At 62.3% G+C, this 15,307-nt stretch carries 12 protein-coding genes; 6 read left to right on the top strand and 6 right to left on the bottom strand.

Annotated elements, in window-relative coordinates; genetic code table 11:
- Nucleotides 1–2: 2 nt before the first annotated feature.
- Nucleotides 3–3,440 (top strand): methionine synthase, encoded by a 3,438-nt coding sequence (gene metH / locus HQL44_06305; protein ID MBF0268185.1) that lies wholly within the window; start codon nt 3–5, stop codon nt 3,438–3,440.
- Nucleotides 3,441–3,446: 6 nt separating this feature from the next.
- Nucleotides 3,447–3,965 carry a hypothetical protein gene (locus HQL44_06300; GenBank protein MBF0268184.1) on the top strand — a complete coding sequence of 173 codons (519 nt, stop codon included), beginning with the start codon at nt 3,447–3,449 and terminating at the stop codon, nt 3,963–3,965.
- Between the two features lie 271 nt (nt 3,966–4,236).
- On the opposite strand, the gene HQL44_06295 is transcribed toward HQL44_06300, so the two are convergent.
- Genes HQL44_06295 through HQL44_06285 form a run of 3 tightly spaced genes read right to left on the bottom strand, consistent with a single transcriptional unit; the run spans nt 4,237 to nt 7,021 of the window.
- Complete coding sequence (locus HQL44_06295) at nt 4,237–5,322, bottom strand: hypothetical protein (protein ID MBF0268183.1); 1,086 nt, start codon at nt 5,320–5,322, stop codon at nt 4,237–4,239.
- On the bottom strand, nt 5,319–6,140 hold the full coding sequence (locus HQL44_06290; GenBank protein MBF0268182.1) for a polysaccharide deacetylase family protein: 822 nt from the start codon (nt 6,138–6,140) through the stop codon (nt 5,319–5,321). Before HQL44_06290 ends, HQL44_06295 begins: the two co-directional genes overlap by 4 nt.
- Nucleotides 6,137–7,021, bottom strand: coding sequence for a hypothetical protein (locus HQL44_06285; GenBank protein MBF0268181.1), 885 nt, complete (start codon nt 7,019–7,021; stop codon nt 6,137–6,139). Before HQL44_06285 ends, HQL44_06290 begins: the two co-directional genes overlap by 4 nt.
- Before the next feature lie 84 nt (nt 7,022–7,105).
- Between HQL44_06285 and HQL44_06280 the strand changes: the two genes are divergently transcribed.
- From HQL44_06280 to HQL44_06270, 3 genes are all read left to right on the top strand, one after another.
- Nucleotides 7,106–7,600 (top strand): pentapeptide repeat-containing protein, encoded by a 495-nt coding sequence (locus tag HQL44_06280; protein ID MBF0268180.1) that lies wholly within the window; start codon nt 7,106–7,108, stop codon nt 7,598–7,600.
- A 160-nt stretch (nt 7,601–7,760) separates the two neighbouring features.
- On the top strand, nt 7,761–8,780 hold the full coding sequence (locus HQL44_06275; GenBank protein ID MBF0268179.1) for an aspartate-semialdehyde dehydrogenase: 1,020 nt from the start codon (nt 7,761–7,763) through the stop codon (nt 8,778–8,780).
- A gap of 13 nt (nt 8,781–8,793) precedes the next feature.
- Nucleotides 8,794–9,516, top strand: coding sequence for a DUF2652 domain-containing protein (locus tag HQL44_06270; protein MBF0268178.1), 723 nt, complete (start codon nt 8,794–8,796; stop codon nt 9,514–9,516).
- Here the strand turns inward: HQL44_06270 and HQL44_06265 are convergent.
- Nucleotides 9,506–11,173, bottom strand: a complete 1,668-nt coding sequence (locus HQL44_06265; GenBank protein MBF0268177.1) for a tetratricopeptide repeat protein — start codon at nt 11,171–11,173, stop codon at nt 9,506–9,508. The two genes, HQL44_06270 and HQL44_06265, sit on opposite strands and share 11 nt — an antisense overlap.
- A 43-nt stretch (nt 11,174–11,216) precedes the next feature.
- Here HQL44_06265 and HQL44_06260 point away from each other — a divergent pair, with 43 nt between their 5' ends.
- Nucleotides 11,217–12,125 carry a folate-binding protein YgfZ gene (locus tag HQL44_06260; GenBank protein ID MBF0268176.1) on the top strand — a complete coding sequence of 303 codons (909 nt, stop codon included), beginning with the start codon at nt 11,217–11,219 and terminating at the stop codon, nt 12,123–12,125.
- On the opposite strand, the gene HQL44_06255 is transcribed toward HQL44_06260, so the two are convergent.
- Both HQL44_06255 and HQL44_06250 read right to left on the bottom strand, forming a co-directional pair.
- Complete coding sequence (locus tag HQL44_06255) at nt 12,122–12,541, bottom strand: HIT family protein (GenBank protein MBF0268175.1); 420 nt, start codon at nt 12,539–12,541, stop codon at nt 12,122–12,124. The two genes, HQL44_06260 and HQL44_06255, sit on opposite strands and share 4 nt — an antisense overlap.
- An 87-nt stretch (nt 12,542–12,628) precedes the next feature.
- Nucleotides 12,629–15,304, bottom strand: coding sequence for a pyruvate, phosphate dikinase (locus HQL44_06250; GenBank protein ID MBF0268174.1), 2,676 nt, complete (start codon nt 15,302–15,304; stop codon nt 12,629–12,631).
- Nucleotides 15,305–15,307 lie beyond the last annotated feature (3 nt).

The raw sequence follows: 15,307 nt of genomic DNA, 5'->3' as shown, positions 1-15,307 counted from the left end.
TCATGTCCGACATTCTCGAAGCCCTGAAAAGCAAGGTCTTGCTGTGCGACGGCGCCATGGGCACGCAGGTCCAGGCCCGGCATCTGACCCTGGAGGATTACGACGGCCACGAGAATTGCACCGACATTCTCACCCGCACGCGTCCCGACGTGGTGCGCGCCATCCACCAAGCCTATTTCGAGGCTGGCGCCGACATGGTGGAAACCAACACCTTCGGCGCGTCGCCAACGACCTTGTCCGAATTCGGCCTTGAAGCCGAAGCCTTCGAGCTGAACAAGCGCTCGGCCGAACTGGCCCGTGAGGCGATGGACAAATTCAAGGGCGATGGGCGCAAACGCTATGTGCTGGGATCAATCGGCCCCGGCACCAAGCTGCCCACGCTGGCGCATATCGATTACGCGCGACTGGAAGCCTCGTATGTCACGCAGATGGAAGGTCTGATCGCGGGCCTGGCCGATGCGGTGCTGATCGAGACCTGTCAGGACCCTTTGCAGATCAAAGCCGCCGTCAATGCCGCCAAGATCGCCAGAGAGAAGGCGCAGGCAAGGCTGGCCATCTTCGTGCAGGTGACGGTGGAGACCACCGGCACCATGCTGGTGGGGTCCGACATCGCGGCGGCAGCAACCTTGATGCAAGCCCTGGGCGTCGATTCGATGGGCATGAATTGCGCCACAGGACCGCAGGAGATGGGCGAGAATATCGGCTGGCTGGCCGCCAACTGGCCAGGCTTCCTTTCGGTGCAGCCCAATGCCGGACTGCCCGAAGTGGTGGATGGCAAGGCGGTCTATCCGTTGGGGCCGGAAACCTTCGCCCATTGGCACAAGCGTTTCGTGTTGGAGGACGGCGTCAATATCGTGGGCGGCTGCTGCGGCACCTCGCCCGCCCATATCGCCGCAACGCATCAGATGCTGGTTTCGCTCGATCCCAAGCGCCCGCAGCCCAAGACGCGCTCGCATCATTGGGCACCCTCGCTGGCCTCGTTGTATGGCCAAGTTCCCATGGTGCAGGAGAACGCCTTCCTGTCGATCGGCGAGCGGCTGAACGCCAACGGCTCGAAACAGTTCCGCGAGCTTCAGGCGGCCGCCAACTGGGATGGCATCACCGCCATGGCCAAGGAGCAAGTGAAGGAAGGCTCGCATACGCTGGACGTCTGCACCGCTTTCGTGGGCCAAGACGAAAAGGCGGCGATGTGCGAGGTGGTCAGCCGTTTGCGCGGCGCCGTCACCGCCCCCCTGGTCATCGATTCGACCGAGTTTCCGGTGCTGGAAGCGGCGCTGGAGCTTTATGGCGGCAAGGCGGTCATCAATTCGATCAATTTCGAGAATGGCGAGGGCGACGCCGCCAAGCGCTTGCAATTAGCCAAGAAGCACGGCTCGGCAGTGGTGGCGCTGACCATCGACGAAGAGGGCATGGCCAAGGATGCCGACGCCAAGCTGAGGATCGCGCACCGCCTGTTCGACTATGCCGTCAACAAGCATGGCTTGCAGGCCAGCGACCTGTTGTTCGATCCGCTCACCTTCACCATTTGCACTGGCAACGAAAGCGACCGCAAGCTGGCGATCGAGACGCTGGAGGCCATCCGGCGCATTCGCGCCGAATTGCCCGAATGCGGCGTCGTGCTGGGCTTGTCGAACATCTCGTTCGGCTTGAAACCCGCCGCCCGCCAAGTGCTGAATTCAGTTTTCCTGGATCATGCCATGCAGGCGGGCATGACGGCGGCCATTGTGCATACCTCGAAAATTCTGCCTTTGCACAAAATCCCCGCAGAAGAGGTGGCGGCGGCGGAAGCGCTGATCTTCGATCGTTCCCCCGAGGCGCTGAAGGATTTCATCGCCTTCTTCGAGGATCGCCAGACGGTGTCGGTCAAGAAGGAGCGCCCGGAATCGGTCGAGGAGCGTTTGAAGCTGCGCATCATCGACGGCGACCGCACGGGCCTGGGCGACGATCTTGCCGAAGCCATGAAGACATGGAAGCCCCTGGACATCGTCAACCAGCTGCTGCTGGAAGGCATGAAGGTGGTGGGCGAGCTGTTCGGTTCGGGCAAGATGCAACTGCCTTTCGTGCTGCAGTCGGCCGAGACCATGAAAGCAGCCGTCGCCTATCTTGAACCCTTCATGGAAAAGAAGGATGGCGAGGCCAAGGCCACGATGGTGCTGGCGACCGTAAAGGGCGACGTGCACGACATCGGCAAGAATCTGGTCGACATCATCCTATCCAACAACGGCTATAAGGTGGTCAATCTTGGCATCAAGCAGCCGGTGAACGCCATCATCGAGGCGGTGCGCGCCCACAAGCCCGACGCCGTGGGCATGTCGGGCCTGTTGGTCAAATCCACCGTCATCATGAAAGAGAATCTGGAGGCGATGAAGGATGCAGGCATCGATCTGCCCGTGCTGTTGGGCGGGGCCGCGCTGACCCGCAACTTCGTGGAAAGTGATTGCCGCAGTGCCTATGTGCAGGGCCGCGTCGCCTATGCCCGCGACGCCTTCGACGGATTGGAGCTGATGGCCCGCGTGGCGGGCGGCAGTTTCGACGACTTCGTGACCAGCCATGCGCCCAGGCGAACGCCTGCCAAGGACGCGCCCGCCAAGGCCCCTGCCCAGGTCGCCGATGCAAGCGCAGTGGCCAAACATCGGGCCGAACTGGCGGCGTTGGCCGAAGCGCCCAAGCCCCCCTTCTTCGGCGCCAGGCTGATTGAGCGCGTCGAACCCAAGGCCTTGCTGCCTTACCTCAACCGCACCATGCTTTATCAGTTTCACTGGGGCTTCAAGAAGGCAGGGCGCACGCTCGAGCAATGGAAGGCCGAGGTCGAGAAGGAAGCCGGGCCAACTTTGGATCGCCTGCTGCGCATTTGCGAGGACGAAAAAATTCTTCTGCCGCAGGCCGCCTATGGCTATTTCCGCGCCAAATCCGAGGGCGACGCCATTCTGCTTTTGTCGGAATCGGGCGCGCAGCTGGCGCGCTTCGATCTGCCCCGCCAGCCCGGCCCGGATGGTCAGTGCATCGCCGATTTCGTGCGTGAGGACGGACAGGACGTCATCGCCCTGCAAGTGGTGACGATTGGCCAGAAGCTGACCGACGTCGGCCATGACTGGTTCGAGACCGACCGCTACCGCGACTATCACGCCCTGCACGGGCTGGGCGTCGAGATGGCCGAGGCCTTGGCCGAATATGTCCATAAGCGCATCCGCGACGAACTGGGCTTCGGACACGAGGACGCCCGCGACATCGACGAGATGGTCAAGCAGAATTATCGCGGCTCGCGTTATTCCTTCGGCTATCCGGCCTGCCCCAATCTGGCCGATCAGCGTCAGTTGCTGGCCTTGCTGGACGCCAAGCGCATCGGCGTGGCGCTGACCGACGAGGACCAGCTGACGCCCGAACAGTCCACCTCAGCCATCGTCTTGCATCATCCGAAGGCGAAGTACTTCAGAGTGTAGGTCTTTATGAACCATCAAGGCGCCAAGACACCAAGGAACGACCTTCTTCTTGGCGCCTTAGTGTCTTGGTGGTTCTGTTTATCTTTCTCAGCGCCTCAGGCGCTAGGCCAAACCGTCGAGCCGACCTCGCCACAACCGCCGCCGCGCGTCTCGCCGCCCGACACGGTGCCAAGCCCGCCCACAAGGTCGCGCTGGCCGGACGCCTTCGAATATATCCAGCTGAGCCGCTCGACAAAACCCTATTGGACGGCGGGCAAGGCCGATCAAGTACTGGATCAGGCTTGCCGTACCGGCCAGTTTATTCCGGTCAGCCCCTTGCGTCTGGCCGCCGTTTTCAATGGCAAGGAGGGGGCGGCCGTCCTGGGCGTGATTCCCAAGGGACGCCACGATTTGCTGATCGATCCGGGAAAGCTGGCCCGCGAGGGCGAAACCTATTTCTTCTACAGCGCCAACTGGGGCAACTGCCGGGTTTTCTATACCGGTCCGCTGGGGCCTAGAAAGAAGCCCACCGGCAAGAAAAAATAGGCGCGACCTCGCCCGGCGCCTCATGGCGCAAAAGCCAAGGCGCATGGAATGCGCCGCCCAGCGACTGAGGGTCATTCAAACAAGGAGCGCAGCGACTGGGCGCAACGCGCCCCGCGCCTCATGGCGCGAAAGCCAAGGCGCATGGAATGCGCCGCCCAGCGACTGAGGGTCATTCAAATAAGGAGCGCAGCGACTGGGCGCAACGCGCCCCGCGCCTCATGGCGCGAAAGCCAAGGCGCATGGAATGCGCCGCCCGGCGCTTGAGGGGCATTCAAACAAGAGTCGCGTCGCCGTCATAGCCGGTCAGGTACCAGCTGCCTTCCTGGGTCAAGTCAAATTTTGTGTTCAAGGTTTTGTAGTAGGCGGGCCAAGTCGGCAGCGGGCGTTCAAAAGCTCCGCCCAAGTTCAGTTGGGCGCGCAGATTCTTGGGTAGGCCGCTAATTTCCAACACATGGGCGCCGAGTTGCTGCGCCCGTCGGAAGGCCTCTGCGAGAAGCGCCCTGATGACCAGCGGATCGTCTTCTAGAACCAGAAGATCGGCCAAGCGCCAACGTTTAAGCCCTATGGCGGGCGCGTGGTCGGCCAGCAGCACACCATAGCCCCGCAACAAACCCTTGCGCCAAAGACCGAAGAACTGAGCGCCGCGCTCTTTGGGATAATGCCAGCGCAGGGCGGTGGCTGTACGCAAGGCCAACAAGCGCGGCGCTTCTTGAAGTTTCTCCCGCCAAAGCGCGTCAATTTCAGGGGCGGCGCCTTCTGGTTCGAAATCGTCGCTTGGCAAATCGCTGCGCAGGCGTCGCTTTAGCCAAGCCGCAAATGTCAGGGTCGGCGCCAGGAAGGCAGCCGGCCAGGGATTGCGGCCCTGTTTTCGTAGGACCGACGCTAGAAACCCTTTGGCATCGCCAATCCAGAAAGCGGTGCGATCGAGATCGTCTTGCGGCACCTTTATGCCGCCAAAGCGCTCAAAAATGCGCCCTGTCGGCTTGATGGCGGTCGTGACCAGCAAAAGATCGCTATGGTTTTGCGTGAAATAGCACTCTGCCAGTTGCGGCACATGAGAACGCCACTCCTTCGTTACCCCCCATTGACTGGCGCAGCCCACCGTCACATCGTTGCCCCCGAAACAGTAGGCCATGGGGATATTGGCGAAGAAGCCCTGCATGCGTCCGCTGTCGTCTTCCAACACCCAGCCCAGCGGCGGATGCGGCCCGGCCCCAGCCAGTGCGGGGTTGTTGATCCACATGCGCGACCAGTGCGTCTTTGCGCAACCGGGCATTGTCAGACCCAGCTTTCGCAACAGATCGGTTGCTTCTTGGGCGTCGTCTGGAACGGCCAGGCGAACGATTCCCGGCATCATGCCCCCAGAAAATAGCGCAGTTGATGATCCCCCGACTTGGCCAGCAGATGATCGCGCAGCAAGAAGAAGGGATCGCCGCCCTGCCCCATGCGGCCGCGGTGGCTGGTGGCGAAGGACGCATAGCCCGCATCTCTGGTCAATCTTGGGTCGCGCAAGCGGTCGAAATGATTTCCGGCGATACCGAAAGGCACGCAGAAATGGCGGCATGCGATTCCCAGATTCGTCTCGATGTCCGCCCGCGACGAAGCCAGTTCGGCCCTGACCCCGCCAGCTTCCAGCAGGGCCAGACAGGCATGCTTTTGGGTGTGCGACCCCACCTCATGGCCCGCCGCCAGCCAGGCTTTGGCGTCGGACCAGTCCATGAATTCGACCAGCAACTGGCCGTGATCGTAAAAGCCCCTGAGCTTGGCGGGATCGCTTTCCCCCACATAACCGGTCGCCAGATAGACCATCGCCTTGGCGCCGACCGCGTCCAAGATGGGCGCGCCGTTGGACAGCACGTTCTTGAAGCCGTCGTCGAAGGACAGGCAAAAATACCGTCCGTCGATCTTGTCGCCCGACGCCAGCAAGGCCACGGCCTGATCAAAGCCGATGAAGTCGCCATGGCGCTTCATCCAGCGCAATTGCCGCTCGAAGTCCGCCCGCTCGTCGTCGAACACGTGATGCCAAAAGGGAAAGCGGATGCCGCCAGCGGCTCGGTCCGGCTTTCTGGCCAGCGACAGGGCGCGGATAGCCAAATCGCGCGCCAGCGAACGCAGGCGCGTCTTGGCGTCCTCATGCGCCGAGAACTGGGCGAAGGTGCGGACGGGTTGGGTCAAAGCCCGGCCAACAACTGCTTTGCCTGCTCCATGTGATCGCGGTCGCCCACGCGTTCGAGCAATTGCGCCGCATGTTCGGCCGCCTTGCGGGCGGCTTGCGAATCGTGGCCGTATTCCAAGCGGGCCAAGGCCAGCAGCACCAGGGCCTCGCCCTTCAGATCGCCCGCCGCCGCGAACAGATGGGCCGCCTTCTGATAGCCTTCGACAGCCTGAACCCGTTCGCCCACGTCGCGGGCCAAGGTGGCCAGCTCGGCCATGGCGGCCGCCTCGTCCAGCACGTCGCCCGAGCTTTTGAACAGAGCCAGCGCTTGCGAAATGGCCTGATGGGCCAGATCCAGGCGGTTGAGCTTGCGTTCGATGTCGGCCAGCGCCATCAGCGCCTGCCCGCCCGCCTGATCGTCGCCCGCCTGACGGGCCAGTTGCTCGGCCTTTTTGAAAGCGTCGAGCGCCTTGTCTTCGCGCCCCTCCGAGGAAGCCACCCAGCCCAGGCGCAGCCAGGCTTGCGTCTCGCCGCCCAAATCGCCGCCGCCATGATATAATTCTCGTGCCGATTCAAGAGCCTGACGCGCAGCAGTCTGATTGTTTTCGCTGCGTTCCAACTCGCCCAGCAAGATCAGCACGTCGGCCTGGGCCAGGGGATCGGCCTCGCCGGTCAGCAGCGTGCGCGCCTCGACATACAGCTCGCGGGCCGCCTTCATATGTCCCTGGCGATGCTCAAGCTCGCCCAGCCGGGTCAGGGTGCCGGATTCGCCGCCCCTGTCCCCCGCCTCGTGAAAATGCAGCCTAGCGCGCCGGAAGGCTTCCCTGGCGGCGGCCATATCGCCATCCGTCCAATGCTGTTCGGCCTGGCTGAGCGCCTCTTCGGCCTTCGATTTTTGCATCTCTCTCTCCTTGGCTTCTGGTTTCCATTTTAACCTCCAATTCTGCCTTTGCCAAATGCCCTTCGGTTGACTACATCTTGTTTCATGAGATCTTTTTGGCTTCTGCCCTTGCTTTTGATCGGCCTGCCCGCTTTGGCGCAGACAAACAGCTGCGCAGAACCGGCGGCGCCCGGCGTCGACTGGCGGCGCTGCTATCACGATGGGCGCGACTTGGCGAAAAGTGACCTGAAAGAGGCCAATCTGCGCGACGCCACCTTTCAGCGCAGCGATTTGTCGGGCAGTGATTTTACCGGCGCCAACGCTTATCGGGCCAAATTCATCAGCGCCGGCCTAAAGGACACAGTTTTCGACCAAGCCGACGCCACCGAGGCGGATTTCACCAAGGCCGACCTGACCAAGGCCAGCTTCAAAGGCGCCGACCTGAGACGAGCGCGTTTTTACAGGGCGGCGCTGAAGGGCGCCAACCTGACCGGCGCCCGCCTGCTGGGGGCCGATTTCCTCTATGCCGACCTGACGGGCGCCATCTGGACCGACGGTAAGCATATTTGCGCTGAAGGCTCGCTGGGCCAGTGTAATTAGCGGGCAAGGCCCGCTCGCGAGCATCCCTGTGAGCGGGAGCCAAGCGCCCGCAGGGCGCACCCGGCGCTTGAGGTCGTGTAAATACACATATTGAATTCCCGGCCCCGAGAGAGTAGTTTTTCCGCCCTTTACGTTAACGACAGATGCAAGGACCAGGACAATGGGTTATCGGGTTGCCGTGATCGGCGCCACCGGCAATGTGGGCCGCGAGATGTTGCAGACGCTGGCCGAGCGCGATTTTCCCTGCGACGAGGTGATTGCGCTGGCGAGCGAACGTTCGGCCGGGCGCGAAGTGTCGTTCGGCGAGGACGAAGTGCTGAAAATTCAGGACCTCGCCAAGTTCGACTTCAAGGGCATCGACATCGCGCTGTCTTCGCCCGGCGCCAAGGTTTCGGCTGTGCACAGCCCCAGGGCCGCCGCCGCTGGCTGCGTGGTGATCGACAACACCTCGCATTTCCGCATGGAGCACGACATTCCCCTGGTGGTGCCCGAGGTCAATCCCGAAGCCATCGCCAAGTACAAGAAGCGCGGCATCATCGCCAATCCCAATTGCTCGACCATCCAGATGGTGGTGGCCTTAAAGCCCCTGCACGACCTGGCCAAGATCAAGCGCGTCGTGGTCTCGACCTATCAGTCGACCTCGGGCGCCGGCAAGGACGCCATGGATGAGCTGTTCAACCAGACCAGGGCCATCTACGTCAACGATCCGGTCGAGCCGCACAAATTCACCAAGCAGATCGCCTTCAACGTGATTCCGCACATCGACGTCTTCATGGAAGACGGCTCGACCAAGGAAGAATGGAAGATGGTGGTCGAGACCAAGAAGATCATGGACCCCGACATTCAGGTGAACGCCACCTGCGTGCGCGTGCCCGTGTTCATCGGCCACGCCGAATCGATCAATATCGAGTTCGAGCGCCCGATCACCGTCGATCAAGCCAGAAGGGCGCTTGCGAAGGCGCCGGGCGTGGTGGTGGTCGATCACCGCGAGCCGGGCGGCTATGTGACACCCGCCGAATGCGCGGGCGAAGACGCAACCTATGTCAGCCGCATCCGCAAGGACCCCACGGTGCCCAACGGGCTGTCCATGTGGGTGGTGGCCGACAATCTCAGGAAGGGCGCAGCCCTCAACGCCGTGCAGATCGCCGAAGTGCTGATCAAAGATTATCTGAAGAAATAGGACGAACTAGGCCATGGACCAGAAAGAGATCAATACCTTTCTGGTCCTGGCCGACATCTCGGGCTACACCGATTTCATGTCTTTCAACAGGCAGGAAATCACCCATGCCCAGCATGTCGTCAGCGCGCTGATCGAGGCCGTGCTCGACGCCGCTCCCGACAATCTGATCGCCAACAAGCTGGAAGGCGACGCCATCTTCCTGCACGCTCCCGAGGCCGAGGGGGCAGGGCAGCAGGTCGCCAAGGCGGCGCTGAATTTCTTCGAAGCCTTCGACGACAAGCGCCGCCAGATGGTGTTGACCAACGCCTGCCCTTGCCGGGCCTGTGCGCGCATTCGCCATCTTGATCTGAAGGTGCTGGTGCATTTCGGGCGCGCTTTGCTCTATCGCCTGAAGCGGTTCGAGGAATTGTCGGGCTTCGACGTCGTTCTGGCGCACCGCTTGCTTAAGAACGGCGTCAACGCCAAGCGCTATTTTCTGGCCTCGCGCCCGGCATGGGACAGATTCCAGCAAGCCGCCCCGCTGGGCGCCCAATCGCACAACGAACATTACGAAGGCGTCGGCGAGGTGGAAACCATGGTGGTGCGGATTCCCGCCGATCCCGCCCTGTTGCCCGACGCCGTCGCCCCGGCAAAAGGCTGGGCGCGCATGAAGGACATTGCCGTCAAGCATGCGGCGGAATTCCTGTTTCCGCTGGGCTTGAAGAAGCCGCCCAATTGGGGCGACCTTAGACTGTAAAGTCTTCCTGTCTTAGGGCTTGGCCCATGTAGGGCTTGGCAGGCCCTTGAAAGTGCAGCGCCAACAAACGCGTTTCGAGGCCGGTTTCCCGATTCTTGGCGAAGGCTTGGCCTTGGCGAAAGCTGACCTGCTTGATCTCGCCCGCCATGCAAAAACCTTCCGACAGGCGCATGTTCATGTCTACCCGGCAACCGGTCTCGATTTGCGACAGATCCGCCCAGCGCCGCGTCTTCAGAAAGTGCGGCAGCAGCAGCATGTCGCTGACTTGACAGCCGATGGATGGCGCTCCGTTCGCATAGGCATCCATGAAGAAGCCGCACAAATCCGAGAGGCCCTGGCTGGTCAGCAGCGCCAGATGCGGCCCCATCTCGCCGGTGAAGGCCAGATCCAGCCCTTTCATCCTGGGAACCAGCTCGCGCTCGACGTCGCAATAAAGCAGCAGGTCGGAATCGACCGCCGCCAGTCGCTCCACGCCAGCGACGCAAGACCAGTCTTGCAAGAAGAACCAGCGCATCAGGCAGAAAGCCTCATAGACGAAATCGTTTTCGCTGGCGTGACGATAGCGCTCCAGGAACGCCCAGGCCGAGGCCGCCCGGCGCGAGAGCGGCATATGCTGGCAGGGCGAGAATGCATTGGTTGAATCGCCCAGAATCACGAGGGGCGTGGACGGGCTGGCGGCCAGGGCCGAGCCGATGCTTTGGCTGAAATAGGCGGGCGCGTCCCAATGAACCCAGACCAGGGGCGTTGCCGACGGGCTTTCATGCTTGTGGCGATTCAGCCCGGCGGCGACCCTGGCCTGGCATAGCGTCTCTTCTTCCAGCGGGCGCGGCTCGGGTTCAGGAAACATGCGCGCTTCCAAGGATTTCTTCAAATAGATGCGCGCCTCGTCTTCTTGGCGCAGCAGCCAGCAAACATCGGCGGTCAGTTGCCAGCTGCGCGCATCCGGCTGCGGACTGGCGGCCAGGAATTCAAGCGCTTCCTCGGGCCGGCCCATGGCGACAAGCAGGCGCGCGCCCAGTTCGTCGGTGCGAATTCTGGGATCGATCTGGCGCGCATCCTGGATCGATCTTAGGGAATCGTCCAATTCCCGCTGATCCATCACGCCAGCCAACAGATTGGGCCGCGCCGCCGGGTCTTTCAGATTCTGGCGCGTCCAATCGCGCCAGCGTCGACCTGCTTGGCTTTTTCGGTAGGCCAGCAATCCCCTAAGGGCATGCGTTTCCGCATCCTTGCCGTTCAGCGCCAAGGCGCGGGCAATGGCCTTGGCAGCTCCCTCGTGATCATGCAAATTGAGGCGGGTCGCGCACAGGGCGCGCCAGGCGACGGCGTTGCCCCCGGCGCTTTGCGCCACCTGTTTGAAGCAGTTTTCCGCCTCGCTTGTCCTGGTCTGGTTGAACAGGGCGTAACCCAGTCCCATTCTGGCCTCGTCGTCCGCCGGAAATTTGTCCAGGGCGCGGCGAAAGGCCGCCTCGGCCTCGCGATGGCGATCCTGGCTGAAATAGGCGCCGCCCAATTCCTTCCAGGCATCGGCGATCGGGCCGACGGGTTCGGGACCTTCCAGCGCCGCCAGCGAATCGCGGGCCGCGTCCAGACGCCCGGCCTGGATCAGATATTGGGTAAAACCGATTTCGGCCTTCAGCCAGGCTTCATTGCTCATGGTTTGATGTTATATCATAGGTGAAGCGATAGAGGAGACGTCGATGAGCGGTTTGAAGGCTGTGCATTTGAAGCAACGCTCTTTCCTTGAACTGGCGGGCGAGGACAGGCGCGCCTTTTTGCAAGGTCTGGTTTCAGCCGACGTGATGCGCCTGACGCCAAGCCAGGCCCTGTTCGGCGCCATGTTGACCGCGCAGGGCAAGTTCATGTTCGACTTCTTCCTGATCGAGCAAGGCGACGTCTTTCTGCTTGAGGTCGAGGCCGAACGCGCTGAAGCCATGCTGAAGAAGCTGTCGATGTACAAGCTGCGCTCGAAGGTCTCCCTGCGCCTGGCCCCCGAATGGACGGCGCTGGCGGCTTTCGGAGACGGCGTCTTGAAGGCCCTGGGGCTGGGCGGGCAAACGGCGGGCGAAGCTGTTTCCTTCGCAAACGGCGTCGCCTATGCCGATCCCAGGCTTTTGGAAGCAGGGGCGCGCTTGGCCCTGCCCGCCGACGTCGGATTGGCCGCCCTGGAGGCGGTTGGCTTTTCGCCGGCCCCCTTCGAAGCCTGGGACCGCCACCGGTTGGCCCTGGCCTTGCCCGATGGGGCTGGCGATCTGACGCCCGAGAAGGATTTGCTGCTGGAAGCGGGCTATGACGAGTTGGGCGGCGTCGATTGGAAGAAAGGATGCTATTTGGGCCAGGAATTGACGGCGCGCACGAAATATCGCGGGCTGATCAAGAAGCGCCTGCTGCCGGTGCGCTATGAAGGCGAAGCCCCGCCGCCCGGCTCGCCGATCATGCAAGGCGAGATGGAGGCGGGCGAGATGCGCTCGGGCATGAACGGGTTGGGCGTGGCGAAAATCCGTCTCGAGGCCTTGGGTCGGCGCGAGTTGATGACCGTTGCAGGCAAAGTGCTGACACCTGAAATCTGCGCCTGGATGAAACTGCCCGAACCGGATGTCGCCGGTTAATCCTCGATCGCTTCCTTGATCTTTTCGGCGATGGCGGCGATCTCGTCCTTGTTGCCCGACTTCAAGCCCCAATTCATGCGCAGATCGTCATCGCGCTCGCGCGGGATGATGTGCAGATGCAGATGGAAAACCGACTGCGCCGCTCCCGGTCCGTTGGCCTGCAACAGATTAAGGCCATAGGGGTTCAGCGCCTTTTGAACCGCCCTGGAAATTTTGCGCACGACGGCCATGGTGCGAGCCAGATCGGCGTCGTCGCTTTCGAACAGATTGGGCGCGTGGTTCTTGGGCACCACCAGACAGTGGCCGGGATTGACCGGGTTGATGTCCATGAAGGCCAGCGTGTGCTCGTCTTCGTAAATCTTGAAGCAGGGAATGACTCCCGCCACGATTTTGCAAAAAATGCAGTCCTTGTGCATAACAACCTGCCTTCAAAAACGCGGGCAAGGCCCGCGCGCGCGGTGGCGCGGAATCCGGGTGCGCCGCAGGCGCACCCGGGAATTAACTTACGCCGTGCGGTCTTCGTGCGAACCCAGGGCGGCCTGCGCTGCGGCCAGGCGCGCGATGGGCACGCGGTAAGGCGAGCAGGACACGTAATCCAGCCCCACCTTCTGGCAGAACTGGATCGAGGCCGGATCGCCGCCATGTTCGCCGCAGATTCCCAGCTTGATGTCGGCGCGAGTGGCGCGACCGCGCTCCTTGGCGATCTTGATCAGCTCGCCGACGCCATCGACGTCAAGCGACGCGAAGGGGTCTTGCTCATAGATGCCCTTGGCGCGATAGACTTCCAGGAACGGTCCCGAATCGTCACGCGACATGCCCAGCGTGGTCTGGGTCAGATCGTTGGTGCCGAAGCTGAAGAACTCGGCCGTCTCGGCGATCTTGCCCGCCTGCAGGGCGGCCCTGGGCAGTTCGATCATGGTGCCGACGTGATAGACCAGCTTCTTGCCAGCCTTGGCGAAGACTTCCGCCGCCATCTTGTCGACCGAGGCCTTCATCAGATCAAGCTCCTTCTTGGTGCTGACCAAGGGAATCATGATCTCGGGCACCACCGGCTCGCCAGACTTCGAAACTTCGACCGCGGCTTCGAAAATGGCCTGGGCCTGCATCTCGTAGATTTCGGGATAGGTGACGCCCAGGCGGCAGCCGCGATGGCCCAGCATGGGATTGGCTTCGTGCAAGGCGGCTGAACGCGCCCTGACGGTGGCGATGTCGACGCCCGCTTCCTTGGCGACGTCGGCTGCCTCGGCCTCGCCCTGGGGCAGGAATTCATGCAGCGGCGGATCCAGAAGGCGGATGGTCACCGGCAGGCCGCGCATGATGGTGAAGAGATCAATGAAATCCTGGCGCTGGAAGGGAATCAGCTTGGCCAGCGCCGTGCGCCGTCCCGCCTCGTTGTCGGCCAGGATCATTTCGCGCATGGCGATGATGCGCTTGGGATCGAAGAACATATGCTCGGTGCGGCACAGTCCGATGCCCTCGGCCCCGAACTTGCGGGCCGTGCTGGCATCCAGCGGCGTCTCGGCATTGGCGCGCACCTTCAGCTTGCGCACGGCGTCGGCCCATTCCATCAGGCGACCGAAGTCGCCGGTCAGTTCCGGCTGGATGGTCGGCACTTCGCCCATCATCACTTCGCCCGACGAGCCGTCGATGGTGATGACGTCGCCTTCCTTAACGATGCGGGCACCCGCCTTGAAGGTTTTGGCGGCGTAATCAACGCGCAATTCGCCGCAACCGGCGACGCAAGGACGGCCCATGCCGCGGGCCACCACGGCGGCGTGGCTGGTCATGCCGCCGCGCGTGGTCAGGATGCCTTGCGCCACATGCATGCCGCCGATGTCTTCGGGGCTGGTTTCGACGCGCACCAGCATGACCTTCTCGCCCTTCTGGGCCCAGGCTTCGGCCTCGTCGGCGGTGAACACGACACGGCCCGACGCAGCGCCCGGCGAGGCGGGCAGGCCCTTGCCCAGCACGTCGCGCTTGGCCTTGGGGTCCAGCGTGGGATGCAAGAGCTGATCAAGCGCCTGCGGCTCGACGCGCTTGATCGCCTCTTCCTTGGTGATCAGGCCCTCGTTCGCCATCTCGACGGCGACCCGCAGCGCCGCCTTGGCGGTGCGCTTGCCGTTGCGGGTCTGGAGCATCCACAACTTGCCCTTCTGGATGGTGAACTCCATGTCCTGCATGTCGCGGTAATGTTTTTCCAGCTTCAATCGCACGTCGTTCAATTCCTTGAACATGACGGGCATCACTTCTTCCATGGCCGGAAGATCGCTTTTCTGGGCGTTCTTGCCCGCCAGGGTGATCTGCTGCGGCGTGCGGATGCCCGCCACCACGTCTTCGCCCTGGGCGTTGATCAGGAATTCGCCGTAGAACAGATTCTCGCCGGTCGAGGGATTGCGGGTAAAGCAAACGCCAGTCGCCGAATCGTCGCCCATGTTGCCGAACACCATGGCCTGAACATTGACCGCCGTGCCCCAGGATTCGGGGATGTCATGCAAGCGGCGATAGGTGCAGGCGCGCTGGTTCATCCACGAGCCGAACACGGCGCCCACGGCGCCCCGCAGCTGTTCCTTGGGGTCCTGCGGGAAGGGCTTGCCCAGCTTGTCTTGCACCTTCTTCTTGTAAAGCTCGACCACTTTCTTCCAGTCGTCGGCCTTCAGGTCGGTGTCCAGATGATAGCCTTTGTCTTCCTTAACGCCTTCCAGAATTTCCTCGAAATTGTGCGAGGGAATTTCAAGAACCACGTTGCAATACATCTGGATGAAGCGCCGGTAGCTGTCGAAGGCGAAGCGTTCGTCGCCGGCCCGCTTGGCCAGACCCGCCACGGTGGCGTCGTTGAGGCCAAGATTGAGCACGGTGTCCATCATGCCGGGCATCGAGGCCCTGGCGCCAGAGCGCACCGAAACCAGCAGCGGATTGGCCGTGTCGCCGAACTTGGCGTCGACGATCTTTTCGATGTGGGCCAAGCCAGCCTCGATCTGGGCGTCAAGGTCGGACGGATAGGTTTCCTTGTTGGCGTAATAGTAGGTGCAGACTTCGGTGGTGATGGTGAAGCCGGGGGGAACGGGCAGACCCAGTCCGGCCATTTCGGCCAGATTGGCACCCTTGCCGCCCAGAAGGTTCTTCATGTCGGCGCGTCCTTCGGAACTGCCGCCACCGAACGTGTAGACCCATTTCGTCATGAC

The sequence above is a fragment of the Alphaproteobacteria bacterium genome (genome assembly GCA_015231795.1).
Classification (GTDB): Bacteria; Pseudomonadota; Alphaproteobacteria; order Rhodospirillales; family WMHbin7; genus WMHbin7.
The sequence above is the reverse complement of the archived record's forward strand: the minus strand, read 5'-3'. Positions and strand labels throughout refer to the sequence as shown.

What these genes read in the sequence shown, in the direction of transcription:
- HQL44_06285 (MBF0268181.1), bottom strand. Translation starts at nt 7,021, where the DNA reads ATGCAAAAATCGAAGGCCGAAGAGGCGCTCAGCCAGGCCGAACAGCAT.
- HQL44_06250 (MBF0268174.1), bottom strand. Translation starts at nt 15,304, where the DNA reads ATGACGAAATGGGTCTACACGTTCGGTGGCGGCAGTTCCGAAGGACGC.
- HQL44_06275 (MBF0268179.1), top strand. Translation starts at nt 7,761, where the DNA reads ATGGGTTATCGGGTTGCCGTGATCGGCGCCACCGGCAATGTGGGCCGC.
- HQL44_06270 (MBF0268178.1), top strand. Translation starts at nt 8,794, where the DNA reads ATGGACCAGAAAGAGATCAATACCTTTCTGGTCCTGGCCGACATCTCG.
- HQL44_06280 (MBF0268180.1), top strand. Translation starts at nt 7,106, where the DNA reads ATGAGATCTTTTTGGCTTCTGCCCTTGCTTTTGATCGGCCTGCCCGCT.
- metH (MBF0268185.1), top strand. Translation starts at nt 3, where the DNA reads ATGTCCGACATTCTCGAAGCCCTGAAAAGCAAGGTCTTGCTGTGCGAC.
- HQL44_06295 (MBF0268183.1), bottom strand. Translation starts at nt 5,322, where the DNA reads ATGATGCCGGGAATCGTTCGCCTGGCCGTTCCAGACGACGCCCAAGAA.
- HQL44_06255 (MBF0268175.1), bottom strand. Translation starts at nt 12,541, where the DNA reads ATGCACAAGGACTGCATTTTTTGCAAAATCGTGGCGGGAGTCATTCCC.
- HQL44_06300 (MBF0268184.1), top strand. Translation starts at nt 3,447, where the DNA reads ATGAACCATCAAGGCGCCAAGACACCAAGGAACGACCTTCTTCTTGGC.
- HQL44_06265 (MBF0268177.1), bottom strand. Translation starts at nt 11,173, where the DNA reads ATGAGCAATGAAGCCTGGCTGAAGGCCGAAATCGGTTTTACCCAATAT.
- HQL44_06260 (MBF0268176.1), top strand. Translation starts at nt 11,217, where the DNA reads ATGAGCGGTTTGAAGGCTGTGCATTTGAAGCAACGCTCTTTCCTTGAA.